The sequence below is a fragment of the Roseateles puraquae genome (genome assembly GCF_002205845.1).
GTDB classification, from domain to species: Bacteria; Pseudomonadota; Gammaproteobacteria; order Burkholderiales; family Burkholderiaceae_C; genus Pelomonas; species Pelomonas puraquae.
This window is the reverse complement of record NZ_NISI01000004.1, coordinates 138,923-163,391: the sequence shown is the minus strand read 5'-3', so window position 1 is coordinate 163,391 and position 24,469 is coordinate 138,923. Positions and strand designations below refer to the sequence as shown.

General features: G+C 68.3%; 19 protein-coding genes. 13 read left to right on the top strand and 6 right to left on the bottom strand.

Annotated features, from left to right (window positions below; all coding sequences use genetic code 11):
* Nucleotides 1-186 precede the first annotated feature (186 nt).
* The 7 genes from CDO81_RS12210 to CDO81_RS12180 all read left to right on the top strand — a co-directional run bounded on the left by CDO81_RS12210 (nt 187) and on the right by CDO81_RS12180 (nt 7,203).
* A complete protein-coding gene (locus CDO81_RS12210) occupies nt 187-588 on the top strand; it encodes a response regulator (protein WP_158218259.1) in 402 nt (133 codons plus the stop codon).
* A gap of 74 nt (nt 589-662) precedes the next feature.
* Nucleotides 663-3,479: a M16 family metallopeptidase gene (locus CDO81_RS12205; protein WP_158218258.1), complete on the top strand. Its 2,817-nt coding sequence runs from the start codon at nt 663-665 to the stop codon at nt 3,477-3,479.
* 9 nt (nt 3,480-3,488) lie between these two features.
* The gene (locus CDO81_RS12200; protein ID WP_088483493.1) at nt 3,489-4,022 is read left to right on the top strand and encodes a hypothetical protein; all 534 of its coding nucleotides are present in this window, start codon (nt 3,489-3,491) and stop codon (nt 4,020-4,022) included.
* Between the two features lie 4 nt (nt 4,023-4,026).
* A complete protein-coding gene (locus tag CDO81_RS12195) occupies nt 4,027-4,533 on the top strand; it encodes a hypothetical protein (protein ID WP_088483492.1) in 507 nt (168 codons plus the stop codon).
* Entirely contained in the window at nt 4,530-5,168 is a 639-nt protein-coding gene (locus tag CDO81_RS12190) for a glutathione S-transferase (protein WP_088483491.1), read from the top strand. The genes CDO81_RS12195 and CDO81_RS12190 overlap by 4 nt, the downstream gene beginning before the upstream one ends.
* Nucleotides 5,168-6,271 (top strand): patatin-like phospholipase family protein, encoded by a 1,104-nt coding sequence (locus CDO81_RS12185; RefSeq protein ID WP_088483490.1) that lies wholly within the window; start codon nt 5,168-5,170, stop codon nt 6,269-6,271. The genes CDO81_RS12190 and CDO81_RS12185 overlap by 1 nt, the downstream gene beginning before the upstream one ends.
* A 113-nt stretch (nt 6,272-6,384) precedes the next feature.
* Complete coding sequence (locus CDO81_RS12180) at nt 6,385-7,203, top strand: substrate-binding periplasmic protein (RefSeq protein WP_088483489.1); 819 nt, start codon at nt 6,385-6,387, stop codon at nt 7,201-7,203.
* An 84-nt stretch (nt 7,204-7,287) separates the two neighbouring features.
* Here CDO81_RS12180 and CDO81_RS12175 read toward each other — a convergent pair whose 3' ends face one another.
* The 4 genes from CDO81_RS12175 to CDO81_RS12160 all read right to left on the bottom strand — a co-directional run bounded on the left by CDO81_RS12175 (nt 7,288) and on the right by CDO81_RS12160 (nt 13,528).
* Nucleotides 7,288-9,276, bottom strand: a complete 1,989-nt coding sequence (locus CDO81_RS12175) for a M3 family metallopeptidase (RefSeq protein ID WP_088483488.1) — start codon at nt 9,274-9,276, stop codon at nt 7,288-7,290.
* A 19-nt stretch (nt 9,277-9,295) separates the two neighbouring features.
* Nucleotides 9,296-10,156 carry a bifunctional methylenetetrahydrofolate dehydrogenase/methenyltetrahydrofolate cyclohydrolase FolD gene (gene folD, locus CDO81_RS12170; protein ID WP_088483487.1) on the bottom strand — a complete coding sequence of 287 codons (861 nt, stop codon included), beginning with the start codon at nt 10,154-10,156 and terminating at the stop codon, nt 9,296-9,298.
* 160 nt (nt 10,157-10,316) lie between these two features.
* Entirely contained in the window at nt 10,317-10,940 is a 624-nt protein-coding gene (locus tag CDO81_RS12165) for a response regulator transcription factor (RefSeq protein WP_088483486.1), read from the bottom strand.
* Nucleotides 10,937-13,528 (bottom strand): PAS domain S-box protein, encoded by a 2,592-nt coding sequence (locus CDO81_RS12160; protein ID WP_088483485.1) that lies wholly within the window; start codon nt 13,526-13,528, stop codon nt 10,937-10,939. Before CDO81_RS12160 ends, CDO81_RS12165 begins: the two co-directional genes overlap by 4 nt.
* Before the next feature lie 195 nt (nt 13,529-13,723).
* Here CDO81_RS12160 and aceE point away from each other — a divergent pair, with 195 nt between their 5' ends.
* From aceE to CDO81_RS12140, 4 genes are all read left to right on the top strand, one after another.
* Nucleotides 13,724-16,435 carry a pyruvate dehydrogenase (acetyl-transferring), homodimeric type gene (aceE, locus tag CDO81_RS12155; protein ID WP_088483484.1) on the top strand — a complete coding sequence of 904 codons (2,712 nt, stop codon included), beginning with the start codon at nt 13,724-13,726 and terminating at the stop codon, nt 16,433-16,435.
* A 19-nt stretch (nt 16,436-16,454) separates the two neighbouring features.
* Entirely contained in the window at nt 16,455-18,122 is a 1,668-nt protein-coding gene (gene aceF, locus CDO81_RS12150) for a dihydrolipoyllysine-residue acetyltransferase (RefSeq protein ID WP_088483483.1), read from the top strand.
* Nucleotides 18,123-18,137: 15 nt separating this feature from the next.
* Nucleotides 18,138-19,943, top strand: coding sequence for a dihydrolipoyl dehydrogenase (gene lpdA, locus CDO81_RS12145; protein WP_088483482.1), 1,806 nt, complete (start codon nt 18,138-18,140; stop codon nt 19,941-19,943).
* A gap of 140 nt (nt 19,944-20,083) precedes the next feature.
* Nucleotides 20,084-20,296 (top strand): hypothetical protein, encoded by a 213-nt coding sequence (locus CDO81_RS12140; protein ID WP_088483481.1) that lies wholly within the window; start codon nt 20,084-20,086, stop codon nt 20,294-20,296.
* A 1-nt stretch (nt 20,297) separates the two neighbouring features.
* Here CDO81_RS12140 and CDO81_RS12135 read toward each other — a convergent pair whose 3' ends face one another.
* Both CDO81_RS12135 and CDO81_RS12130 read right to left on the bottom strand, forming a co-directional pair.
* Nucleotides 20,298-20,864, bottom strand: a complete 567-nt coding sequence (locus CDO81_RS12135) for a hypothetical protein (protein WP_088483480.1) — start codon at nt 20,862-20,864, stop codon at nt 20,298-20,300.
* Nucleotides 20,861-21,751, bottom strand: a complete 891-nt coding sequence (locus tag CDO81_RS12130; RefSeq protein ID WP_088483479.1) for an HDOD domain-containing protein — start codon at nt 21,749-21,751, stop codon at nt 20,861-20,863. The genes CDO81_RS12135 and CDO81_RS12130 overlap by 4 nt, the downstream gene beginning before the upstream one ends.
* A 65-nt stretch (nt 21,752-21,816) precedes the next feature.
* Between CDO81_RS12130 and CDO81_RS12125 the strand changes: the two genes are divergently transcribed.
* Nucleotides 21,817-22,491 (top strand): transglutaminase-like cysteine peptidase, encoded by a 675-nt coding sequence (locus CDO81_RS12125; RefSeq protein ID WP_241516973.1) that lies wholly within the window; start codon nt 21,817-21,819, stop codon nt 22,489-22,491.
* A 13-nt stretch (nt 22,492-22,504) separates the two neighbouring features.
* On the top strand, nt 22,505-24,427 hold the full coding sequence (locus CDO81_RS12120; protein ID WP_088483478.1) for a bifunctional diguanylate cyclase/phosphodiesterase: 1,923 nt from the start codon (nt 22,505-22,507) through the stop codon (nt 24,425-24,427).
* Nucleotides 24,428-24,469 lie beyond the last annotated feature (42 nt).

Sequence of the window (24,469 nt, the reverse complement as noted above, 5' to 3'; positions counted from 1 at the left end):
ATCGCGTCGTTTGGTGCGAGGCGGGCCTAGACTCGGCGTCTTGCGGAGTTGCATTCACTCACGTCGCCTCGTTAGGGCGCTTCGCATGGACCGGAACGCCTGATGAACACGCGAGTTGGCCTCCTCTCGGCGGGCGTGGCGCCCGACGCTGATCTGATGCCGCGAGGCCGGGAACCGGCGACTGACATGCCTTCTGGGCTGCGTGTGCTCGTGGTGGACGACAACGACGATGCCGCCACGTCGCTGGCCATGCTGTTGACCCTGTCAGGGCACGCGGTGGAGGTCGAGAACAGCGGCTCGGCGGCGTTGTGCCAGGCCGGACGCTTCCTGCCCCATGCGGTGCTCTGCGACCTGGGCATGCCTGGCATGAGCGGCCATGAGTTCGCGCAGCAACTGCGCCAGGACCCGCGTTTCGTCAGAACCCTGCTGGTGGCGCTCACCGGCTGGGGTGCGGAGGACGACAAGCGCCGCGCGCGCGCCGCAGGCTTTGATGCCCACCTCATCAAGCCGGCCAGCGTGGACGAGGTGCTGGCATTGCTCGCCCGCCTGCAACCATCAGCCGGCGCCGATTCCCCCGTTCAGGGCTGACGAACGGCCGGCCGCCGGAAACCGCGCAGAATGCGGCGGCCTGCGGACGACAGGTTGATGGTGGAGACAAGCGAATGCGCAGTTTGTGGAATGGATGCAGGCCGCTGGGCCTGATGTTGCTGGCTTGCAGTCTGGCCTGGACGCCAGCCCAGGCGCAGGTGCAGGCGCAGGTGCGGGCGCCTGTGGGCTTGGAGAAGCCGGTGCCCAAGCTGGCCCGGCCGGTGGCGGCGGCGGTGCTGCCGACGCCCGTGCGCGAGCTCGGCGGCATCGAGGAATACCGCCTGCCCAACGGCCTGCAGGTGCTGCTCTTCCCGGACGCGACGCAGACCACCACCACCGTCAACATCACCTACCGCGTGGGTAGCCGTCACGAGGCACCGGGCGAGTACGGCATGGCCCACCTGCTGGAGCACATGCTGTTCAAGGGCACGGCACGGCAGAAGGACATCCCGGGCGCGATGGCCCAGCGCGGCGTGCGTTTCAACGGCACGACCACGGTCGACCGCACCAACTACTTCGCCAGTTTCAATGCGAATGCCGACACGCTGGCCTTCCTGCTGGACCTGGAGGCCGACCGCATGGTCAACAGCCGGGTGGCCAAGGCGGACCTCGACACCGAGATGACGGTGGTGCGCAATGAATTCGAGCGCGGCGAGAACCAGCCTTTCGCGGTGCTGGTGCAGCGGGTCAATGCCGCCGCGTTCGCGTGGCACCCCTATGGCCACGCCACCATCGGGCCCAAGAGCGACATCGAGAACGTGCCGATCGAGAAGCTGCAGGGGTTCTACAAGCGCTTCTACCGCCCGGACAACGCCACGCTGCTCATCGCGGGCGCCTTCGACAAGGCCGCCACGCTGGCCCTCATCGGCCAGCACTTCGGGCCGATCGCCCGTCCTGCGGCGCCGGTACCGCAGCCCTACACGGTCGAGCCCGCCCAGGACGGGGAGCGCAGCGTGGTGGTGCGCCGCGTGGGCGGCCAGCCCATCCTGCTCGCCAACTACCACGTGCCGGCGATCACGCACCCTGACACACCGGCCCTCATCGTCTACGGCCTCCTGATGAGCCTGCAACCCAGCGGCCAGCTCTACAAGCAGTTGGTGGAACCCAAGCTGGCCGTGGCGGCCGGGCTGGCCGGCACGGGGGGCGTCGACCCCTACGTCAGCAGCGCCTATGCGGTGTTGCCGCCCGACGGCGATGTGGCCAAGGTAGAAGCCTTGCTGCTGGACCTTGCCGAAGGTCGCAATGCGCCGGCTTTCGACGAGACCGAACTCGCCCGCGTGCGTGACATCGCGGTCAATCGCTACCGGGAGCAGATGAAAAACCCTGAGGCCCTGATCCAGCAGATCTCGGGGCTGATCGCCGCGGGGGATTGGCGGCTGCTGTTCCAGCTGATGGAAGACATTCCCAAGGTCACGCTGGCGGACGTGGATCGGGTGCGCAAGGCCTACTTCAAGCCTGCCAACCGCACCCTCGGCCGCTACCTGCCGGCGCCCAGCGTGGAGCGGGTCGAGGTGCCCCCCGCGCCGCCGCTCGCCCAACGTCTGGCCGAACTCAAAGGGCCGCCGAAGGTCGAAGCGGGTGAGCAGCTGGAGCCCGTGCCCGCGGTGCTGGAGAGTCGCACCCGGCGTGCCACGCTGCCCAGCGGCATCGCGCTGCACACCTTGCAGAAGCAGACCCGAGGCAACACCGTGGTGCTGCAGATGCAGCTGCGCTGGGGCGAGCGTGAGGCCACCTATGCCCGCAACGGCACGGGCTTCGTCGGTGCGCTGATGGATGAGGGCAGCGCGGGCTACACCCGTCAGCAGTTGCAGGACGCGCTGATCAAGCTGCGCGCCAGCCTGAACATCACCAGCTACGACCAGGGTGCAACCCTCTTCCTGAGTGCCGAGCGAGACACGCTGCTGCCCGCGCTGCGCGTGGCCGCTGACGTGCTGCGCCGGCCGCTCTTCCCGCAGGAGGCCTTCGAGCGCGAGCTCAAGGCCAACCTCGCCAGCATCGAGGCCTCGCGGCAGGAGCCCCAGGTGCTGCGCCAGGAGGCCACCCGGGCCCACTACAACCAGGCCCGCGGCGTGAAGCTCGGCCACCCGGACTACGTGATGAGCCTGGACGAGCGCATCGCCAATCTCAAGGCTACGACGCTGGACGACGTGAAGCGCTTCTACGCGGACTACTGGAGCGCGAACGACGCCCAGATCAGCGTGGTCGGTGCGCTGCCCGACGGCCTGGCAGCGGAGGTGGATCGCCTTTTCGGGGACTGGAAAAAGCCCGCAGCGCCCAAGTTCGTGCGCCACGTGCCCGAGCATGTGGCGATCCCGCCGGCGCGCTTTGACGCCATCGCGCGTGACAAGGCCAATGCCATCGTTCGCCTGCACGAGAGCCTGCCGCTGAATGCCGAAGACCCCGACTACCCGGCGCTGGAGCTGGCGGTGCACATCTTTGGCGGCGGCGGGCTGGAGAGCCGGCTGTCGGAGCGGGTGCGCCAGAAGGAGGGCCTGACCTACGGCATCGGGGCATCGCTCAATGCCGGCTACTGGGGTCGTGCCGGCAGCTTTGCCATCCAGGCCACGTATGCGCCCGACAAGCGTGACCGCGTGATCGCTGTGGTGCAGGAGGAGGTGGCCCGCATGGCCGCGCAGGGCGTCACGGCCGCCGAGCTGGCCCGTGCCAAGCAGGACATCCTCGAAGGCCGCAAGCAAGGCCGGGCCGACCCCGGTGCGCTGGCCGGCGGCCTCACCAGCCTGGCCGAGCGGGGCGAGACCTGGGCGGCGGCGCAAAAGCGCGATGAGGCCCTGGCCGCCGTGACCGTGGAGCAGGCCAACGCGGCCTGGCGCAAGCACATCCGTGCCGACGGCTTCGTCATCTCGACGGCCGGTGACTTCAAGACGCCCTGAGGCGATGGCATGACGAGCACACTCACGCCTCGACTGCCGGCGCATCTGAAGGCTGACTGCTCCTCCTGCGTGGGCCTGTGCTGCGTCGTGCCGCCGTTCGACGCGGTGCAAGGATTTGGCTTCGACAAGCCGGCCGAGACGCCGTGCCAGCATCTCTGCGCCGACCACCGCTGCGGCATCCACGACGCGCTGGTGCCGCGGGGCTTCGAGGGCTGCGCGGCCTTCGACTGCCTGGGCGCGGGCCAGCGCCTGACGGCGCAAGCTAAGCAGCGCTGGGGCAGCGCCGACTGGCGCGACGAGCCCGCGGTGGCGCGCTGGCTGTTCGCGGCCTATCCGCGGGTGCGCCAGGCCCAGGCCTGGCTCGCGCAGCTCCGCCTGGCGGCGCAGGTGTCGGCCCAGGCACCGCTGCAGGCGCTGGCTGACGCCCTGGAGGCCGAGGCTCAGCGCTGGGCCGACTGGTCGCCCGACGAGCAGGTCGACTGGCAAGCCCGGGTGCAGGCAGCGCTGGCGCCGCTGGCCGAGAATCGCGGCTCAAGGACCTGAACCCATGACAGAACTCGACAGCGACCGCACCCCCGCGGTTGCGACCTGGCGCCGCTCACGCCGTATTCATTTCGTCGCTGCGCTGGTCAGCCTGCTGGCCGCGGGCTGCGTGGTGTGGCTGTTCGACACCTTCGGCATCGTCCGCGCGTCCGATGCGGTGGAGCGGCAGCTGATCGCAAGCGTCGACCTGCGCATCGGCGACCCCGAGGCGGTGGGCCAGCAGGGCGAGGCCCGGGCCAAGGCCGACCTGAAGGACGGCCTGCTGCAGCTGCAGACCTTCGCCAAGCCGCTGGCGGATGCGGCAGCCGAGTCGACTCGCGCCCAGCGCCTCAAAGACCGCTGGGGCCTGAGCTGGGTCTACAAGAAGACGACGCCCACGCCGCTGGGCGAGGCCTTCGTGAGCGGCTACAACCGCATCATGCTGGCCGAGATCGAACGCCGCCACGGCAAGGCCGCGGTGGAGGAACTGCAGCGCGATGCGCGCGCCAAGCGACCGGAGACCGCCTCATGAAGCTCATCGGCATGCTGGACTCGCCTTACGTGCGTCGCGTGGCGCTGTCGCTGCGGCTGCTGGACCTGCCGTTCGAGCATGCGTCCATCTCGGTCTTCCGCGGCTTCGACCGGTTCCGCCAGCTGAATCCGGTCGTCAAGGCGCCTACGCTGGTCTGCGACGACGGCACGCTGCTGATGGATTCTTCATTGATGCTGCAGTACGCCGAGGTGCTGGCCGGGCGCAGCCTGCTGCCGTCAGCTCCCGCTGCACTGGCGCATGAGCTGCACCTGATCGGCCTGGCGCTGGCCGCCTGCGAGAAGACCGCCCAGATCGTGTACGAACGCGGCCTGCGGCCCGCTGAAAAGCACCACGCGCCCTGGATCGAACGGGTGACCGGCCAGCTGCAGGCCGCCTACGCCGGGCTGGAGACGGCGCTGTCTCATGGGGCGCTGCCGCCTGCGGCTGCCTTGACGGAGGCGGGGCTCGGCCAGGCATCGCTGACGACCGCCGTGGCCTGGACCTTCACGCAGTTCATGCTGCCCGAGGTCGTGGATGCCTCGGCGTTTCCGGCCCTGGTGTCGCATGCCGCCGCGGCGGAAGCGCTGCCGGTGTTCCGCGCCATCCCCTGCGACGACGCGGTGGAGCTGCGCTGATGGCCCGCCGCCCGCGCCAGACCGTCTATGTCTTCCAGGGCGGCGGGGCGCTGGGGGCCTACCAGGCGGGGTTCGTGGAGGCGATGGAGGGGGCGGAGCTCGCGCCCGACTGGCTGGTCGGCACGTCGATCGGCGCCATCAACGCCACCCTGGTGGCGGGCAACGCGCCGGCCGACCGGCTGCCGGCGCTGCGCAAGTTCTGGGACGGCGTGACCCGGCCGGGCTGGTCATCTCATCTGCCGGCCAGCCCCTTCACCGCGGCCTGGCAGACCTGGCATACGCTGACCAGCGGTGTGCCCGGGTTCTTTCGGCCGCGGGGGCCGCAGGCTTGGGACATGAACCGCCGCGCGCCCCTGCCCGAGCTGGGCTTCTACGACACCAGTCCGCTGGCGGCGACGCTGCGTGAGCTGGTCGACTTCGACCGCATCGCTGCCGCCGAGACGCGGCTCACCTTGTGCGCGGTGAATGTGCGCAGCGGTGCGCTGGCGCTGTTCGACAACCGCGATGGCCACACCCGCATCGGGCCTGAGCATGTGCTGGCCAGCGGCGCGCTGCCGCCGGGCTTTGCGCCGGTGCAGATCGGCAAGGAGGCGTTCTGGGATGGTGGCATCTACTCCAACACGCCGCTGGACGTGGTGCTGGACGATGCCGAGCGCCGCGACACCCTGTGCTTCATGGTGGACCTGTGGGACGCCAGCGAGGCGGCCCCGCACACCATGGCCCAGGTGCTGACGCGCTACAAGGACATCCAGTACGCGAGCCGCATCAACGAGCACCTGGCCGACCACGAGCGCCTGCAGAACCTGCGCCGTGCGGTGCGCCTGGTGGGCCGCCGGCTTGATGCCAGGACGGCCGCCGACCCGGCGGTGAAGCAGTTGCTCGACATGGGCTGCGATTCACGCATCGAGGTCGTCCACCTCGTCATGCAGGCCCTGCCGGGCGAGGACTCCTGGCGCGACATCGACTTCAGCGACGAGCGCCTGCGCGCGCGCTGGCAGTCCGGCCTGAAGGACGGCCGGCACATGCGGGCACGCGCGCCGTGGCAGGTGCGGCCCGACGACCCCGTGGGCATGCGCGTGCATACGCTGGAGAGCACCGGCTGAGCAGCGCCGTGGGGCGGAGCGTGCGGTTTGACGACATCGGGGCTCAACCCCAGCTTGCCAAGCCCGTCGCCCGCGCGATAGCGTCCCCGCATGGCAGTCGACAGGGTGAATTGATGCACCATGGTCTTTCGCATGGCTTGATTCGATGGGGTGTGGCCCTGCTGGCGGGGGCCGTGCTGGCAGCCTCGGCACAGGCGCAGGCGGCGTGCAAGACCTTGCTGGCCTCGGGCAATCCGCAGTACCCGCCCTACCTGTGGCGCGACGCGGACCACGACACGCGGCTCATCGGCGCGATCGCCGAGCTGGCCGAATGGCTCGGCAATGAGCTGGGCGTGACGATCGAGCTGCGCTACGTGGGCAACTGGGCCCGCGTGCAGGAAGAGACGCGGGCCGGGCGTGTCGACATGATCGCCGGGGCCTTCTTCACTTTGCCGCGCACCGAGTACATGGACTACGCGATGCTGCCGTTTCGGGAGACCCGTTCGGTCATCATCCAGCGCGAGGGCGCGACCTTTCCCTATCAGCGCTGGGAGGACCTCGTCTCGCGCAAGGGCCTGACGGTGATCAACAACAGCTTCGGTCAGGCCTTCGACCGCTTCGCGAACGAGTCGCTGAGCCTGGCCAAGGTCAGCAGTCTCGACCAGGCCCTGCAGATGCTGGAGCGCGGCCGAGCGGACTACCTCGTCTACGAGGACAGCCCCGCCGAGGCCTATATCGCCCGGCTGGGGCTGCGCAGCCTGCGCCTCATGCCCACGCCGGTGGCCCAGGAGCAGCTCTACGTCACGGTCTCGCACCGCTCGCCGTGCAACACGCCGGAATTGCGCGGAGCCCTCACGCGGGCGATGTTCAAGCTGCGCCAGAACAAGCTGATGAACGGCTTCGTCGACCGTGGCGTGCAGCTCTGGAAGGAGCAGGAGCGCAAGGGCCTTTGAGGCGCCAGGCGTCCTGCTGCCCAGAGGCCGTCGGGCAGCGCGCCGGGTTGAGCGCGCTGATGTCCCCGACAAAGGCGTACGACCTCAGGCCATGCCCTGATGCCGCAGCAGTGCGTCGATCGCCGGCTCGCGGCCGCGGAAGGCTTTGAAGTTGTCGATGGCGTCACGCGCGCCACCCTGCTCCAGCACCTCCGTCAGGAAGCGCTTGCCGGTGGCCGCGTTGAACACGCCTTCCTCTTCAAAGGCGCTCCAGGCGTCGGCGCTCAGCAGCTCGGCCCACTTGTAGCTGTAGTAGCCCGCCGCATAGCCGCCCGCGAAGATGTGCGAGAAGCTGTGCTGGAAGCGGTTGAAGGCCGGCGGGATGAGCACGGCCACTTCCGCACGCACGTCGTCCAGCACCTTTTGCACGTCGGCTTCCGCGCCCGGCTCGCCATGCAGGCGCATGTCGAAGAGGGCGAACTCGATCTGGCGCAGCGTCATCAGGCCGCTCTGGAAGTTCTTGGCGGCGGTCATCTTGTCGAACAACTCGCGGGGCAGGGGTTCGCCGCTGTCGACATGGCCGCTGAGCTGCTGCAGGACTTCCCATTCCCAGCAGAAGTTCTCCATGAACTGGCTGGGCAGCTCCACCGCATCCCATTCCACGCCTGAGATGCCCGACACGCCCAGGTCGTTCACCTGCGTGAGCATGTGGTGCAGGCCGTGGCCGAATTCGTGGAAGAGCGTGATGACGTCGTCATGCGTCAGCAGCGCGGGCTTGCCGCCCACGGGCGAGGCGAAGTTGCAGGTCAGCAGGGCCACGGGCGTCTGCTGCTCGCCGCCGGGCTTCAGCCAGCGGCTGCGCACCTCGTCCATCCAGGCGCCGGGGCGCTTGCCGGTGCGGGCGTAGAGGTCGAGGTAGAACTGCGCGATCCGTTGGCCGCCGCGCGTCATCTCGTAGAACTTGACGGTGTCATGCCACACCGAGGCCTGGGCCTCGCTGATCTTGACGTCGAACAGGCGCTCGATGATCGAGAACAGGCCCGCCACCACCTTGGGGGCCGTGAAGTACTGCTTCACGGTCTGGTCGCTGAAGGCGTAGCGAGCTTCCTTGAGCTTCTCGCTCCAGTAGGACACATCCCAGCTCTCCAGCGGCTGGCCCTTGGCGAACTCACGCAGCTCGGCCAGATCCTTCTCCGCGAACGGACGCGCACGCTTGGCGAGGTCGCGCAGGAAGCTCGTCACTTCAGCGGGCGACGAGGCCATCTTGGGCGCGAGGGACACATCGGCGAAGCTGGCGTAGCCGAGCAGCTTGGCCTCTTCCTGGCGCAGCGCGACGATCTCGCGCATGGCGGCGGTGTTGTCCCACTCGGGCTTGCCCTGCTCGCTGGCGCGGGTCACGTAGGCACGGTAGAGCGTCTCGCGCAGTGCACGGTTTTCGGCGTACTGCATGACGGGCAGGTAGACCGGGAAATGCAGCGTCAGCTTGTGGCCGCCGTCATCCAGCCGGGTGGCATCCAGCACGTCCTGCGGCACGCCGGCCAGTTCTTCGGTGCTGACGATGTGGCTCCAGCCGTCGGTCGCGTCCAGCACATGCTCGCTGAACTGCTGCTGCAGCTCGGCACTGCGCTCCTGGATGGCCGCGTAGCGCTCGCGGGCCTCGCCCTGCAGTTCGGCGCCCGACAACACGAAGTTGCGGATGGCGTGCTTGAGCACCTGCCGGCGCGGGGCGCTCAAGCGGTCGCCCTGGGCCGCGACGATGGCCTTGTACTTGGCGAACAGGGCCTCGTTGGCGCCGAGCGCGGTGTAGAACTCGGTGATCACCGGCAGCATGCCGTTGTAGGCCTCGCGCAGCGCCGGCGTGTCCGCCACGGCATTGAGGTGACCGACGGCGCCCCAGGCCGTGCCCAGGCGCTCGGTGGCCGTGTCCAGGATGCGGGAGAGAGTGTCGTAGTCCGCCGGGGTGTCAGCCTTGACGGCTTCATCCAGCGCGGCCTGCGCGGCCGCCAGCAGTTCGGTGATGGCCGGCTGCACATGCTCCGGGCGGATGGCCGCGAAGTCGGGGAGGGCGGCGGTGGAGAGGAGCGGGTTCGTCATGGGGTGGCAGCGGTCAAGGTCACGCGGACTTGAGGGAACGTTCCGCGGATTCAAGGGTATTGACCAGCAACATGGCAATCGTCATGGGGCCCACGCCACCGGGAACGGGCGTGATCCAGCCGGCGACTTCCTTGACGCCGTCGAAGTCAACATCGCCGCAGAGCTTGCCTTCGTCGTTGCGGTTCATGCCCACGTCGATGACGACGGCACCCGGCTTGACCATGTCAGCCGTCAGCACATTGCGCTTGCCCACGGCGGCGACGACGATGTCCGCCTGGCGCGTCATCGCAGCAAGGTCGGCTGTGCCGCTGTGGCAGATGGTGACGGTGGCGTTGGCCGCCAGCAGCATCATGGCCATCGGCTTGCCGACGATGTTGCTGCGGCCGATCACGACGGCGTGCTTGCCCTTGAGGTCTTTCATGCCGATGCTTTCCAGCATCTTCATGCAGCCGTAGGGGGTGCAGGCCTTGAAGCCCGCCTCGCCCACCATGAGCGCACCGGCGCTGGCGACGTGAAAGCCGTCGACGTCCTTGGCCGGGGAGATGGCTTCGATGACCTTGTGGTCGTCGATGTGCTTGGGCAGGGGCAACTGCACCAGGATGCCGTGGATCGTCGGGTCGTTGTTCAGCGCGTCCACGCGGGCCAGCAGCTCGGCCTCGGTCATGCTGGCGTCGTACTTCTCGAGCACCGAATGAATGCCGGCCTCCTCGCAAGCCTTGACCTTGTTGCGCACGTAGACCTGGCTGGCCGGGTTGTCGCCGACGAGCACGACGGCGAGGCCCGGGCGGCGGCCTTGGGCGGTCAGGGCAGCGGCGCGGGCGGCGACATCGGCGCGGGTCTGCTTGGCGAGGGCAAGGCCGTCGATCAGTTGTGCGGTCATGGTGGGGTTCCGGTCAAGCGAAAGAAACAAAGCCACAGAGACACGGAGGCACAGAGAGCGTGGTGATTTCCCTGTGCCTCTGTGCCTCTGTGGCTGTGTTCCAAGATCAGAAAACAAAAAGCCGCTGACGATTCAGCGGCCTTTCGGTGTCAGATGAGTATCAAGCCTTGGCCGTGGCGCCCAGTGCAATCTTGAGCAGATCGGCCACGGTGTTGGCGTTGAGCTTTTCCATGATGTTGGCGCGGTGCGCCTCCACCGTCTTGATGCTGATGCCGAGGTCGTCGGCGATCTGCTTGTTCAAGCGGCCCGCCACGATGCGCTCCAGCACCTGGGCCTCGCGCGTGGTGAGGCGGGCGAGCAGGGCGTCGCGGCTGGCGGCTTCCTGGTGGCTGGAGAAGGCGTCACGGGCCTGGTCGAGCATGCGCTCGACAAGCGCCAGGAGTTCTTCTTCCTTGAAGGGCTTCTCGATGAAGTCCATCGCGCCCTTTTTCATCGTCTGCACGGCCATCGGCACGTCGCCATGGCCGGTGATGAAGACGATGGGCAGCGGGCTCTTGCGTTCGATCAGGCGATCCTGCAGTTCCAGGCCCGTCATGCCGTCCATGCGGATGTCGGCGATCAGGCAGGCCACTTCGCGGGGGTCGTAGCGGGCGAGGAAGGATTCGGCGGAATCAAAGCACTTGACCCGGTAGTCCTTGCCTTCCAGCAGCCATTGCAGGGAGTCGCGGACCGCTTCGTCGTCATCGACAACGTAGACGTTGCCCTTCTTCGGGATCAAGCTCATGGTGCTGTGGGTTCAGTTCTCGGAGCGCCGCCGGGCGTGCCTGGGGTGGCTTCCTGGCGCAGGTGTTCGGAAGTGATGGTGACCGGGATCGTGAAGGCGAACCGGCACCCGACAACCAGGGCGCCATTGTAGAGGTTCTCCGCTTTTATCCGGCCCTGGTGGGACTCCACGATGGACCGGCATAACCCTAATCCGATGCCCAGGCCATCGGCCTTGGTGGAGAAGAAGGCCTCGTACATGCGCGCCAGCACTTCGTCCGGCAGGCCCGGGCCCATGTCGGTCACCGAGAACTCGATCTGGCCGCCCAGCTCCGCGCTGTGCTTGGGCACCACGCGCAGCTCGATGTGGCGGCGCGAGGTCGGCAGCGACGCGTTGTCGATGGCCTCCGCCGCGTTCTTCAACAGGTTCATCAGCACCTGCTCGATGAGGATGGGGTCGACCATCATCTGCGGCAGGCGCTGGGCGACGTAGGTGTGGATGGCCACATTGCGCCGGCGCAGCTCGATGCCAGCGAGCTCCACCGCATCCTCGACGATGTCGGCCGCATGCGCCGGCTGGCGCTGGGGCTCGCTGCGCTTCACGAAATTGCGGATGCGGTGAATGATCTGTCCGGCGCGCTCGGCCTGCTTGGCGGTCTTGGTCAGCGCCGCCATCAGCGCTTCCTTGTCGATGCTGTCGCTGCGCACGCGGCTGACCATGCCATTGCAATAGTTGGTGATGGCCGTCAGCGGCTGGTTCAGCTCATGGGCCACGCTGGAGGCCATCTCGCCCATGGTCATCAGGCGGCTGGTGACCTGGGCCTTCTCCGCCTGCAGCGCCGCCTGGGCCTCGGCGTGCCGGCGCATGGTGATGTCCGTCGCGATCAGCATCTGCGCCAGGCGCCCGTCGGTCCATTGCAGGTAGCGGGCGCGCACGTCGAACCACATCGCCAGCGATTCGACATACACCTCGCGCGGGTCGGAGCCCACGTCGGTCAAAGCCTCCGCGGGCAGGCCGGAGTAGTCGTCGACTTCGTCCGCACCGCCGTCCAACTCTCCATGCCGGCTGGTGGTGCCGGACAGCTGGCCGCCAGCCAGCAGCGCGTGCCCGGCCGGGTCGGCCCCGAACCACAGCCGGTAGCTGCGGTTGGCGAACAGCAGCTCCGGCGGCTGCACCGACAGCACCGACACCGCCGCGTCCAGCCCTTCCAGCACGGTGGTGAAGCGCTCGTGCGAAGCCGACAGCTGGTCGCGCACGCGCTTGGCCTCGGTGATGTTGGTCATCGAGGTCATCCAGCCGGTCTGCTTGCCCTTGGTGTCGACCAGCGGCGACACGTAGACGCGGGCATCGAACTGGCTGCCGTCCTTGCGCTGGATCTTCACTTCCACGCCGCCCGACGGGCTCTTGCCCTGGAGCTCTTGCTGCAGCAGCCGGGCGTTCTCCTCGCGGCGGTCGGTCGGCCAGAAGGGGTAGGGCGGCGTGCGGCCCACCAGGTCGGCCTCCGAGAAGCCGGTCATCGCGCAGAAGGCCGGGTTCACGTAGGTGATGCGCGTGTCCATGTCCATGGCGCGCATGCCGGTCAGCATGGAGTTCTCCATCGCCCGGCGGAAGTTGGTTTCCAGCGTCAGCGCGTTCTGGATCTGGGTGCGGCGGCGCATGTGGCGCCAGGTGCCCAGCAGCATCCACACCGTCATGCCGGCCAGTGCCAGCACCAGCCAGAACAGGGCGTTGTTGATCAGGCCGATGGAGGTGCGCCAGCCCTGGCCGCGCAGCACCAGGCCATTGAGCGCTGGCGCCAGCGGCACGTCATGCAGCAGCGAGGTGCGCCGCAGCCCCTGGCCCGGCATGGGCGTGACCGTGCTGCTGACGATCTGGTCGCGGGCATCCAGCACGGCGATGCTGTGCCGCGTCGCTACTTCGCTCGGCACGTAGTAGCGCAGCAGCGCCTCGACGGTGTACTCCGCAATCAGCACCCCGGCGAAGCCGCCCCGGTCGATCAGCGGGATGTGCAGTTGAAAGACCGTGGTGCCGTTGGCATCGGTGAACGGCGGCGAATAGACCGGCTGGCGGCGCTCCTTGGCAGCCTCGAAGGCGATGGCCGCGGCGTTGGACTGGTTGGGGCGCGGCATGGACGGGTCGTCACCGTCCGCCTGCATCAGCCCGTCGGCCTGGAAGCCGGCCGCCCCCACACTGCTGCGGCGCTCTCGCTTGGCGCTCAGCCAGGTGACGTGGGTCAGCTCCGGCCGCTCCCGGGCAAAGGCCTGGGCCTGGGCCGAGAACTCATGGGCATCGATCTGCCGCGTGACCACCTCGCGCGCGATGCGCACCAGCTGCTCCTGGTTCTCGATCAGGCGCAGCCGGATCTGCTGCTGCGCGATCTCGGTGTCACGCTTGACCGACTCGGTCTCGCGTTCGATTTCCTCGTTGCGGAGGTACCAGAAGGCCGAAATGATGGCGGCCAGGAACAGCAGCACCGAGATCAGGGGCCCGAGCGTGGCCAGCCGGTCCTGGCGTGACGGCGACTGGCGAGTCCACCAGCTGGTGACCAGGCGACGCAGTGTCGCGATCCAGCGTTGGCTGCGGTTGAGCGGGGCGGAGGCAGGGGACATGGGCGCGGATTATCCGGGGGTGCTTGACGGCTCGCGCGGCTTCTGATTTCGCATTAAGAAACGACTTCGCACCATTTGGGAAACGCGGCGGCTTATGAGACACTCCGCCCGCTCGCGGGTTTGGCCCGCGGTTTGCCCCCGCTTGTTGAACAGCGACTTCCGCCCGACAGAGGCGAAATCACCAGGAGACCGGCCATGTCCGCCCAGCCGCAACACTTTCTAGGCGCCGCTTCGAACGACGCTGACCCCCAGGAAACCAAGGAGTGGCTGGACGCGCTGTCCGCCGTCATCGACCGTGAAGGCGCCGAGCGCGCCCACTTCCTGATCGAGGAGATGCTGGAGCACGCCCGCCAGCACAGCATCGACCTGCCGTTCTCGGCCACCACCGGCTACGTCAACACCATCGAGCCGTCGGCCGAGGCGCGCTGCCCCGGCAACATCCAGATCGAGAAGCGCCTGCGCGCCTACATGCGCTGGAACGCCATGGCCATGGTCGTGCGCGCCAACCGCCTGAACCCGGCGGATGGCGGCGACCTGGGCGGCCACATCGGCTCGTTTGCGTCGCTGGCCTCGATGCTTGGCGCCGGCTTCAACCACTTCTGGCACGCCGAGAGCGAGAACCACGGGGGCGACTGCCTCTACATCCAGGGCCACAGCGCGCCTGGCATCTACGCCCGCGCCTTCCTGGAAGGCCGGCTGACGGAGGAGCAGCTCGACAACTTCCGCCAGGAAGTCGACGGCAAGGGCCTGTCCAGCTACCCGCATCCGAAGCTGATGCCCAACTTCTGGCAGTTCCCGACGGTGTCCATGGGCCTGGGCCCGCTGATGGCCATCTACCAGGCGCGCTTCCTGAAGTACCTGCACGCCCGCGGCATCGCCAACACCGAGAACCGCAAGGTCTGGGCCTTCATGGGCGACGGCGAGATGGACGAGCCCGAGAGCCTGGGCGCCATCGCCCTCGCCGCGCGCGAAGGGCTGGACAACCTCGTCTTCGTCGTCAACTGCAACCTGCAGCGGCTGGACGGCCCGGTGCGCGGCAACGGCAAGATCATCCAGGAGCTCGAAGGCGAGTTCCGCGGCAGCGGCTGGAACGTCATCAAGCTGATCTGGGGCAAGGGCTGGGACGAACTGCTCGCCCGCGACAAGAGCGGCAAGCTCAAGCAGCTGATGATGGAAACGCTGGACGGCGACTACCAGGCCATGAAGGCCAACGACGGCGCCTACGTCCGCAAGCACTTCTTCGGCAAGTACCCCGAGACCGCCAAGCTGGTGGCTCACATGACCGACGACGAGATCTTCGATCTGCGCCGCGGCGGCCATGAGCCCGAGAAGGTCTATGCCGCGTTCCACGCGGCCCACCACAACACGACGGGCCAGCCGACCGTGCTGCTGGTCAAGACCGTCAAGGGCTACGGCATGGGCAAGGCCGGTGAGGGCAAGAACACCGTTCACCAGACCAAGAAGCTGACCGACGACGACATCAAGTACATCCGCGACCGCTTCAACATCCCGGTGCCGGACAGCGAGCTGCCCAAGATCCCGTACTACAAGCCGGCCGACGACACGCCGGAGATGCGCTACCTGCACGAGCGCCGCCAGGCCCTGGGGGGCTACCTGCCCAGCCGCCGCGCCAAGGCGGACGAGCAATTCAAGACGCCGGATCTCGCCACCTTCCAGGCCATCCTCGACCCGACCGCCGAAGGTCGTGAGATCTCGACGACCCAGGCCTATGTGCGCTTCCTGACGCAGCTGCTGCGCGACAAGGACATCGGCCCGCGCGTGGTGCCCATCCTCGTGGACGAGGCCCGCACTTTCGGCATGGAAGGCCTGTTCCGCCAGATCGGCATCTACAACCCCAAGGGCCAGCTCTACACCCCGGTCGACAAGGACCAGGTGATGTACTACCGCGAAGACAAGGCCGGCCAGATCCTGCAGGAGGGCATCAACGAAGCCGGCGGCATGGCCAGCTGGATCGCAGCCGCCACGAGCTACTCGACGAACAACCGGATCATGATCCCGTTCTACGTCTACTACTCGATGTTCGGCTTCCAGCGCATCGGCGACCTGGCCTGGGCGGCGGGCGACATGCAGGCGCGCGGCTTCCTGCTCGGCGGCACCTCGGGCCGCACCACGCTGAACGGCGAAGGCCTGCAGCACGAGGACGGCCACAGCCACATCCTGGCCGGCACCATCCCGAACTGCATCTCCTACGACCCGACCTTCGCGCACGAAGTGGCGGTCATCATGCACCGGGGCCTGAAGCGCATGGTGGAAGACCAGGAGAACGTCTTCTACTACATCACCCTGCTCAACGAGAACTACCCGATGCCGGGCCTGAAGGCCGGTACCGAGGAGCAGATCCTCAAGGGCATGTACCTGCTGGAAGAGGCGGATGCGAGCAAGCCGGTCACGGTCAACCTGCTGGGCTCGGGCACCATCCTGCGCGAGAGCCAGGTGGCCAAGATGCTGCTGGAAGAAGACTGGGGCGTGGGTGCCCACGTGTGGAGCTGCCCGAGCTTCAACGAGCTGGCCCGCGACGGCCAGAACGCCGAGCGCTGGAACCTGCTGCACCCGACCGAACTCGCCTGCGTGCCCTTCGTGACGCAGCAGCTCGGCCAGACCAAGGGCCCGGTCATCGCGTCCACCGACTACATGAAGAACTATGCGGAGCAGATCCGCGCCTTCGTGCCCAAGGACCGCTCGTACAAGGTGCTGGGCACCGACGGCTTCGGGCGGAGCGACTTCCGCTCCAAGCTGCGCCAGCACTTCGAGGTGAACCGCCACTACATCGTGGTCGCCGCGCTCAAGGCGCTGGCCGACGACGGGGCGATCCCGGCGGAGAAGGTGGCCGAGGCGATTGCCAAGTACGGCATCGACGCGAACAAGATCAACCCGCTCTACGCCTGAGCGCCGGGGGAGACAACAAATGGCATTGGTTGAAGTCAAGGTTCCCGACATCGGCGATTTCGACGAGGTCGGCGTCATCGAGGTGCTGGTCAAGGTCGGCGACACGGTCAAGGTCGAGCAAAGCCTCGTGACCGTGGAGAGCGACAAGGCCTCGATGGAGATTCCCTCGTCCACCGCTGGCGTGGTCAAGGAGATCAAGGTCGCCGTGGGCGACAAGGTCAAGGAAGGCAGCCTGCTGGTGCTGGTGGAGGCCGAAGGCGCTGCGGCGCCAGCCCCGGTGGCGGCGGCTCCTGCGCCCGCAGCGGCCGCCCCGGCGCCCGCCGCCGAGCCGGCCCCTGCTCCGGCGGCGGCACCGTCGGCGGGCGGCTCGGTCACCGTCGAAGTGCCCGACATCGGTGACTTCGACGAGGTCGCCGTCATCGAGGTCCTCGTGAAGGTGGGCGACACCGTCAAGGTTGAGCAGAGCCTCATCACCGTCGAGAGCGACAAGGCCTCGATGGAGATCCCGTCGTCGACCGCGGGTGTCGTCGAGGAACTGCTGGTCAAGCTGGGCGACAAGGTCGCCAAGGGCACGGCCCTGGCTCGCGTGAAGGCGGCCGGTGGCGCTGCCGCACCTGCGCCCGCCGCGCCCGCACCTGCTGCCGCAGCGCCGGTGGCCGCCGCGTCGGCACCGGTCGCCGCCGCGCCGACCCAGGCCGCAGCACCTGCTGCCGCGCTGCCGGCTCACCAGCCCACCGCGCCGACCGGCCAGTTGCCGCATGCCTCGCCCAGCATCCGCAAGCTCGCCCGCGAGCTGGGCGTGCCGCTGGCCGAGGTCAAGGGCAGCGGCCCCAAGGGCCGCATCACCGAGACCGACGTGCAGGGCTTCGTGAAGGCCGTCATGGCCGGTGCCGTGCAGACGGCGGCTCAGAAGGCCGCCGCGCCGGCTGCTGCCGCTGGCGGCGGCGGTGCGGGCCTGAACCTCCTGGCCTGGCCCAAGGTCGACTTCGAGAAGTTCGGCCCCGTCGAGCGCAAGGAGCTGTCCCGCATCAAGAAGATCTCGGGCGCCAACCTGCATCGCAACTGGGTCGTGATCCCGCACGTCACCAACCACGACGATGCCGACATCACCGAACTCGAAGCCTTCCGCGTCCAGCTGAACAAGGAAAACGAGAAGGCCGGCATCAAGGTCACGATGCTCGCGTTCATGATCAAGGCGGCAGTGGCCGCGCTGAAGAAGTTCCCCGAGTTCAACAGCTCGCTGGACGGCGACACGCTGGTGCTGAAGAACTACTTCCACATCGGCTTCGCGGCAGACACGCCCAATGGCCTGGTCGTGCCGGTCATCAAGGACGCCGACAAGAAGGGCATCTTCCAGATCAGCCAGGAGATGTCGGAGCTGGCCAAGAAGGCGCGCGACGGCAAGCTCGCGCCGGCCGACATGAGCGGCGGCTGCTTCTCCATCTCGTCGCTTGGCGGCATCGGCGGCAAGTACTTCACGCCCATCATCAATGCGCCCGAAGTGGCCATCATGGGTGTGTGCAAGAGCAGCACCGAGCCGGTGTGGGACGGCAAGCAATTCGTGCCGCGCCTGATCCTGCCGCTGTCGCTCTCCTGGGACCACCGCGTCATCGACGGGGCAGCGGCCGCCCGCTTCAACGTCTACTTCGCGTCGCTGCTGGCGGACTTCCGCCGCATCGCCTTGTGATCGGAGGCTGAACTCATGGCACTCATTGAAGTTCAAGTTCCGGACATCGGCGACTTCGACGAAGTCGGCGTCATCGAGGTGCTGGTCAAGGCCGGCGACACCGTCAAGGTCGAGCAGAGCCTGATCACCGTCGAGAGCGACAAGGCCTCGATGGAGATCCCGTCGTCGGCAGCCGGCGTGGTCAAGGAGCTCAAGGTCAAGCTGGGCGACAAGGTCAGCAAGGGCTCGGTCATCCTGACCGTGGAGGCCGATGCGGCGGCTGCACCGGCACCTGCCGCGGCTGCCCCGGCGCCTGCACCCGCAGCACCTGCCCCGGCCCCGGTGGCGGCGCCTGCGGCCGCGACCTACACCGGCAGCGCCGACCAGGCCTTCGACCTCGTCGTGCTCGGCGGCGGCCCCGGCGGCTACTCGGCCGCCTTCCGCGCGGCCGACCTCGGCCTGAAGGTCGCCCTGGTCGAGCGTTATGCGACGCTCGGCGGCGTCTGCCTGAACGTCGGTTGCATCCCGTCCAAGGCGCTCCTGCATGTGGCGGCGGTGATGGACGAGGTGAGCCACATGGCCGACCTGGGTGTGGCCTTCGGCGAGCCGACCGTGGACATCGACAAGCTCCGCGCCCACAAGAACAAGGTCACGGGCAAGCTGACCGGCGGCCTGGCCGCCATGGCCAAGATGCGCAAGGTCACCGTGCTGCGCGGCGTGGGCACCGTGCTGGACGCCCAGCACCTGAAGGTGGAAGCCACGGAGGGCGCGGTCGGCCAGGCCAAGACGGGCGCGGTGCAGACGGTGGCCTACAAGCGCCTCATCATCGCGGCGGGTTCGCAGGCCGTGCGCCTGCCTTTTCTGCCTCAAGACCCGCGCATCGTCGACTCGACCGGCGCGCTGGAGATGCAGGTCAAGCCGCAGAAGATGCTGATCGTCGGCGGCGGCATCATCGGCCTGGAGATGGGCACGGTGTATTCCACGCTGGGCGCCCGCTTGGATGTGGTGGAGATGCTGCCCACGCTGATGACCGGTGCCGACCGTGACCTGGTCAAGGTCTGGCAGAGGTTCAACCAGCACCGCTTCGACAACATCCTGTTGAACACGAAGACGGTGGCGGCCGAAGCCAAGCCGGACGGCATCTACGTGACCTTCGAGGGCGAGGGCGCCCCGAAGGAGCCCCAGCGCTACGACCTCGTGCTGCAAGCGGTGGGCCGCACGCCCAACGGCAAGAAGATCGGCGCCGAGAACGCCGGCGTGGCGGTGTCCGACCGCGGCTTCATCCCGGTGGACGTGCAGATGCGCACCAACGTGCCCAGCGTCTTTGCCATCGGCGACATCGTCGGCCAACCGATGCTGGCCCACAAGGCGGTGCACGAGGGCCACGTGGCGGCGGAAGTCTGCGCCGGCGAACTGCTGGGCGACGACAAGCTGGCCAAGAGCCAGTTCGACGCCCGCGTGATCCCGAGCGTGGCCTACACCGATCCCGAGGTCGCCTGGGTAGGCATGACCGAGGACGAGGCCAAGGCCAAGGGCATCAAGATCACCAAGGGCCTGTTCCCGTGGACGGCTTCAGGCCGCGCCATCGCCAATGGCCGCGACGAGGGCTTCACCAAGCTGATCTTCGACGAGGAAAGCCACCGCATCATCGGCGGCGGCATCGTCGGCACGCATGCCGGCGACATGATCGGCGAGATCGCGCTGGCCATCGAGATGGGCGCCGATGCGGTCGACATCGGCAAGACCATCCACCCGCACCCGACGCTCGGCGAAAGCCTGGGCATGGCGGCCGAGGTGGCCCATGGCTCCTGCACGGACGTGCCGCCGGTGCGCAAGAAGTAGCGCGCCGCCGCCGCAAAGACAGGCCCGGTCCGGCAACGGCCCGGGCCTTTTCGTTAGGGTGGCCGGCTTGAGGTGTTAGGGGTGTCTCGTGCGGGCTAACGCGGGCTCAGGTGGGGCTTCAGTCTGGCCACAATGTGCGCATGAAATTTTTCTACTGGACGATGGTCTTCGTGATGGCGGCCACCTTGCTGCCATCGGCCTTCTACATGGGGTTGTACGTCTTCACCGGGTCGGACGTGGCCCTGGATCGGGCGCGCAAGTTCTGGAACTTCCTGCGTGTCTTCACGCTGCTGGCCTTCAACATCACCGTCTGGGGCAATGTGCTGGTTGGCGCCTGGGAGCTGATGCGCTGACCTACAGCCGCGACTCGTACATCCGCGGGCAGTCCGCGGTGCCGAAGCGGTCGACCGGGATGCGAAAGCGCTGGCCTACGCGCAGCGTCTGCCAGTGCGCCAGGTCGACGCGGCAGGTCCAGAGGTGGTCGCCGCCGTCGCTGAGCTCGATTTCATAGAAGGCCTCCCGCTTGCCCAGGCGCTCGCTGCCCGGCTGGCCGGGCGGCGCCAGGCGCAGCGGTGGGTTGGGCCATGTGGGTCGATCGCCGGGCCCGCCCTCGGTCTTGACGATCCAGCTGCGTCGCCAGGCCAGCAGGTTGTAGCGGCAGTGCTCGCCCGGCTCGGCGCGCTTGCCGGTCGGGTCGGTGACCATGCGGCGCGTGATGTCGAAAGCGCCCGCGGGCAGCTCATCGCACCAGTCGGAGCCTGACTCGGTGCGCAGCCGCTCCACGATGATCTCCATGCGCCAGCTGCGCCGGGTCAGCTCCACCGCCACGCCGGGCGGCCCGAAGATCCACCAGCCCACCGTGCCCAGCGACGCCACGATCATGGCGACCAGCACGAGCACGCGCAGGCGGGGCAGCTTCACGCGGCGTCGAACTGCGCGATGACGGCCTCTTCCCAATGGGCCAGGTCGTCCCAGCCAATGTGCAGCCAGTCCATCGCGTCCTGGTGGTGGCCAGCCCAGTCGGCGTCTTCCGGCAGGCCCTCGTGGCGGCGCATCAGGTGCTCGGCGATCAGGCCGGCCGCCACCAGGGTGTGCACCTCGGGGTCGATGTCGGCATTGCCCAGGGCGGCGAAGTCATGGTGCAGCCGGATGGCCGCCATCAGCACGGGCGGCAGGTTCCAGACCCGCACGACCAGCGCGCCGACCACGGCGTGGTCGGTCTTGTGGTTGGCGTTCTCGGTGGCGATGTAGGGGCGGTCGATGCGCGCGGCGGCCTCGACCATCGTCGAGGCGTAGCCACGCACGCTTTGCAGCAGCACCGGCATGCCGACGTGCAGGAACAGCCCGAAGCTGTGCGCCAGGTCCGGCGAGAGGCCCGGCAGCTGCTGCGCGATCGTGGCCATCGCGATGGCGCGCTTGGTGCTCCGCTCCCAGAAGCGCGCCAGCTGCGGCGCATTGACGGGGATGGCGTGCCGCGCCAGAAAGCCCGTCATCACCGCGATGCTCTCGCGCAGGCCGATGCGGGTCATGGCCTGGCCGACGGTGGTGCAGGGCAGGCCGACCGGCTTGAACAGCGGGCCATTGGCAATGCGCAGCAGCGTGGCCGCCATGGCCACGTCGCTGGAGGCGATGCGGGCGACGAGGTTGAGGTCGGGCTCGTCCCCGCTCATGGCCTGCTGGAGCTGGGCCAGCAGTTCGGGGCAGGGGGGGATCTGGATCTGCTGGAGCGCGCCGCGGCGGCGTGACTGGTCGAGGTCGTCCCGGATCTGCTGGGTGCGAGTTGTGTGAGTTGAGGCCGGGTTCTGCATGATCCGAAAATCTTAGGCGGGCAACACACGGTTACAGTGATTTGAGTTGCCCGCCTTCGTCAATCTTGCCCACTTCCATCGTCCACGTCGCCACCGTCGCCCGCCTGCGCTGGGGTTGGCTGGCCGTTCTGGCGCTGCTGCCCTGGGTGGCGGCGGCTGCCTATGACGCCGCGCGGGTGCTGGATGTCGCCACGCAGCGCGGCCCGCGCGTCGCCGAGCAGGCGCAGGCGCTGGTGCAGCAGATCGAGCGCAGCAGCACCCACGAGGAGGCCCAGCGGCTCAAGGAGATCAATGATTTCTTCAACCGCCGGCTGGCCTTTCGCGACGATGCGCTGACCTGGGGCGTGCCGGACTACTGGGCCACGCCGCTGGAGAGCCTGGAGAAGCGTGCCGGCGACTGCGAGGACTACGCCATCGGCAAATACTTCAGCCTCGCCGCCACCGGCGTGCCCACCACCCGTTTGCGCATGGTCTACGTGCGGGCGCGCCAGCAAGGTCAGTCACTGGCGCATATGGTGCTCGCCTACTATCCCCAGCCGGGCGCGGAGCCGCTCATCCTGGACAACCTGCGGCCCGACGTGCTGCCTGCCTCGCAGCGGCCCGATCTCACGCCGGTCTTCAGCTTCAACACCGAGGGCCTGTGGCAGGGCGCGGGGGCGGTCACGGCAGGTGACCCGATGGCGCGGCTGTCGCTGTGGCGCGAACTCGTGGCCAAGGTCCGAGCGGAGGGCTTCATCTGATGGAGAGTGAGACATGTCGTTGATGCGCCAGATCGCCTGGTTGCTGCTGGGCGTGGTGTTGGCGGCCTTGGGGGGCGTCGTCGGCCTGTCCACGCTCGCCACCCAGCAACTCATGCGCACCCAGCTCGAGCTCAAGAACGCCGACAACGCCCAGACGCTGGCCCTGGCGCTGTCGCAGCAACAGGGTGACGGTGAGTTGATCAAGCTGCTCGTGTCTGCCCAGTTCGACACCGGTGCCTATGAGTTCGTCCGATGGCGCGATCCTGCCGGTGTCACGCTGTACGAGCGCGCTGAGGCGCCGCGCGCAGGCCAGGCCCCGGCGTGGTTCAAGTCGTTGCTGCCCATCGAGGCCGCGTCCGGCCTGGCCCAGGTGTCGGACGGCTGGAAGGCCATCGGTTCGGTCGAGGTCAAGAGCCACGCCAGCTATGCGCACGATGCGCTCTGGCTTGGCACCCGGCGGCTGGTGGCGTGGATGCTGGTGGTCGGCATGGTGGCCGCCGTGGCCGCGTGGGCCGGGCTCAGGCGCATCCGCCGGCCGCTGGACGCCGCGGTGGCGCAGGCCGAGGGTGTGCTGGCGGGCAGCTATGGCCAGGTTACCGAACCGCGCGTGCCCGAGCTGCAGCGGCTGACACGCGCCATGAACGCGATGGTGCAGCGGGTCAAGGACCTCTTCGAAGCGCAGGCCGGCCAGTTGCTGGTGCTGCGTCAGCAGGTGCACCACGACGCGCTGACCGGGGTGTCCACGCGCCAGCACTTCCTTGCTGAACTCGACGCCGCGCTGCAACGGGACGATGGACCCGTGGTGGCAGGCCTGGTGCTGGTGCGCCTGCGCGACATCGCCGGCCTGAACACCCGCCTGGGCCGGGCCACGGTGGACGAGGTGCTGCTGACGGTCGTGTCAGCGCTGCAGGCGTATCCCGAGTCGGTGCCAGGCTGCCGCGTGGGTCGGCTCAATGGTGGTGATTTCGCGCTGTGGTTGCCGGCCCAGGGCGTGGCCGCCGAGACGGCGCATGCCCTGGCGGACGCGCTGCGTGCCAGCCTGCCGGCCTACGGCGCCGGCGTGCAGGTCGCCCTTGGCGCCATCGAGCTGCCGCGCGAGCGGCCGAGCAACGTCTGGCTCGGTGAGGCCGATGCGGCGCTGGCCCGCGCCGAGCACCTGAGCGAGGCGCACGGCGGTTTCGTCATCGAGATCGTGGCCGAGCCCGGCATTGGTCGAGAGCAAGGCGAGGCGCTCTGGCGTGCCCAACTGCAGCAGGCCATCGGGCAGGCGCAGGGCCGGCTGGTGGAGTTCCCGGTGCGCGATCGCGCGGGGCGGCTTCTGCACCTTGAATGCCCGCTGCAGTTGCAACTCGACGGCGAGTTCCGCGCGGCCTCCGGCTGGTTGCCGCTGGCGGTGCGTGCGCGCTTGACGGGGCAGGCTGACCTGTTCGCCGTGCGGCTGGCGCTGCAGGCCATCGCCGGTGACGGGCAGGCGCGCTGCATCAACGTGGCGCCCGCGTCGCTGGCCGACGGCGCTTTCCTGCCCCAGCTGCGCGAACTGCTTGACCAATGGCCACAGGCCGCCCGCGCCCTGCTGCTGGAAGTGACGGAGGCGGCGGCCACCGAGCACTTCGACCGGCTGCTGGAGATCGGCCAGCAACTGCGCCCGCTGGGGGTGAAGCTGGGCCTTGAACACGCGGGTGCGGGTCTCGCGCACGTCGAGCGGCTCTACCAGGCGGGCCTGGACTACGTGAAGCTCGATGCCTCGGTTCTGCTGGGGGTCGCGGGCGAAGCCGGCCGGGCCGCCTTTGTGCGGGGCATGGTGATCATGCTGCGCAGCCTCGCGCTGAAGGTGTACGGCGAGGGCGTGGTGGATGAGATGGATGCCCAGGCGTTGTGGGACTGTGATCTGGACGGGATCACGGGGCCGTGGGTCACGGAGAGTGGGGCGGCCTGAAACCTTCAGCCACCGTCACGCGGCGCAGCCTCACCAGCACGC

Bases quoted from the DNA above. Each gene is read 5' to 3' on its own strand.
- CDO81_RS12210 (WP_158218259.1), top strand. From the start codon at position 187: ATGCCTTCTGGGCTGCGTGTGCTCGTGGTGGACGACAACGACGATGCC.
- CDO81_RS12205 (WP_158218258.1), top strand. From the start codon at position 663: ATGCGCAGTTTGTGGAATGGATGCAGGCCGCTGGGCCTGATGTTGCTG.
- CDO81_RS12200 (WP_088483493.1), top strand. From the start codon at position 3,489: ATGACGAGCACACTCACGCCTCGACTGCCGGCGCATCTGAAGGCTGAC.
- CDO81_RS12195 (WP_088483492.1), top strand. From the start codon at position 4,027: ATGACAGAACTCGACAGCGACCGCACCCCCGCGGTTGCGACCTGGCGC.
- CDO81_RS12190 (WP_088483491.1), top strand. From the start codon at position 4,530: ATGAAGCTCATCGGCATGCTGGACTCGCCTTACGTGCGTCGCGTGGCG.
- CDO81_RS12185 (WP_088483490.1), top strand. From the start codon at position 5,168: ATGGCCCGCCGCCCGCGCCAGACCGTCTATGTCTTCCAGGGCGGCGGG.
- CDO81_RS12180 (WP_088483489.1), top strand. From the start codon at position 6,385: ATGCACCATGGTCTTTCGCATGGCTTGATTCGATGGGGTGTGGCCCTG.
- CDO81_RS12175 (WP_088483488.1), bottom strand. From the start codon at position 9,276: ATGACGAACCCGCTCCTCTCCACCGCCGCCCTCCCCGACTTCGCGGCC.
- folD (WP_088483487.1), bottom strand. From the start codon at position 10,156: ATGACCGCACAACTGATCGACGGCCTTGCCCTCGCCAAGCAGACCCGC.
- CDO81_RS12165 (WP_088483486.1), bottom strand. From the start codon at position 10,940: ATGAGCTTGATCCCGAAGAAGGGCAACGTCTACGTTGTCGATGACGAC.
- CDO81_RS12160 (WP_088483485.1), bottom strand. From the start codon at position 13,528: ATGTCCCCTGCCTCCGCCCCGCTCAACCGCAGCCAACGCTGGATCGCG.
- aceE (WP_088483484.1), top strand. From the start codon at position 13,724: ATGTCCGCCCAGCCGCAACACTTTCTAGGCGCCGCTTCGAACGACGCT.
- aceF (WP_088483483.1), top strand. From the start codon at position 16,455: ATGGCATTGGTTGAAGTCAAGGTTCCCGACATCGGCGATTTCGACGAG.
- lpdA (WP_088483482.1), top strand. From the start codon at position 18,138: ATGGCACTCATTGAAGTTCAAGTTCCGGACATCGGCGACTTCGACGAA.
- CDO81_RS12140 (WP_088483481.1), top strand. From the start codon at position 20,084: ATGAAATTTTTCTACTGGACGATGGTCTTCGTGATGGCGGCCACCTTG.
- CDO81_RS12130 (WP_088483479.1), bottom strand. From the start codon at position 21,751: ATGCAGAACCCGGCCTCAACTCACACAACTCGCACCCAGCAGATCCGG.
- CDO81_RS12120 (WP_088483478.1), top strand. From the start codon at position 22,505: ATGTCGTTGATGCGCCAGATCGCCTGGTTGCTGCTGGGCGTGGTGTTG.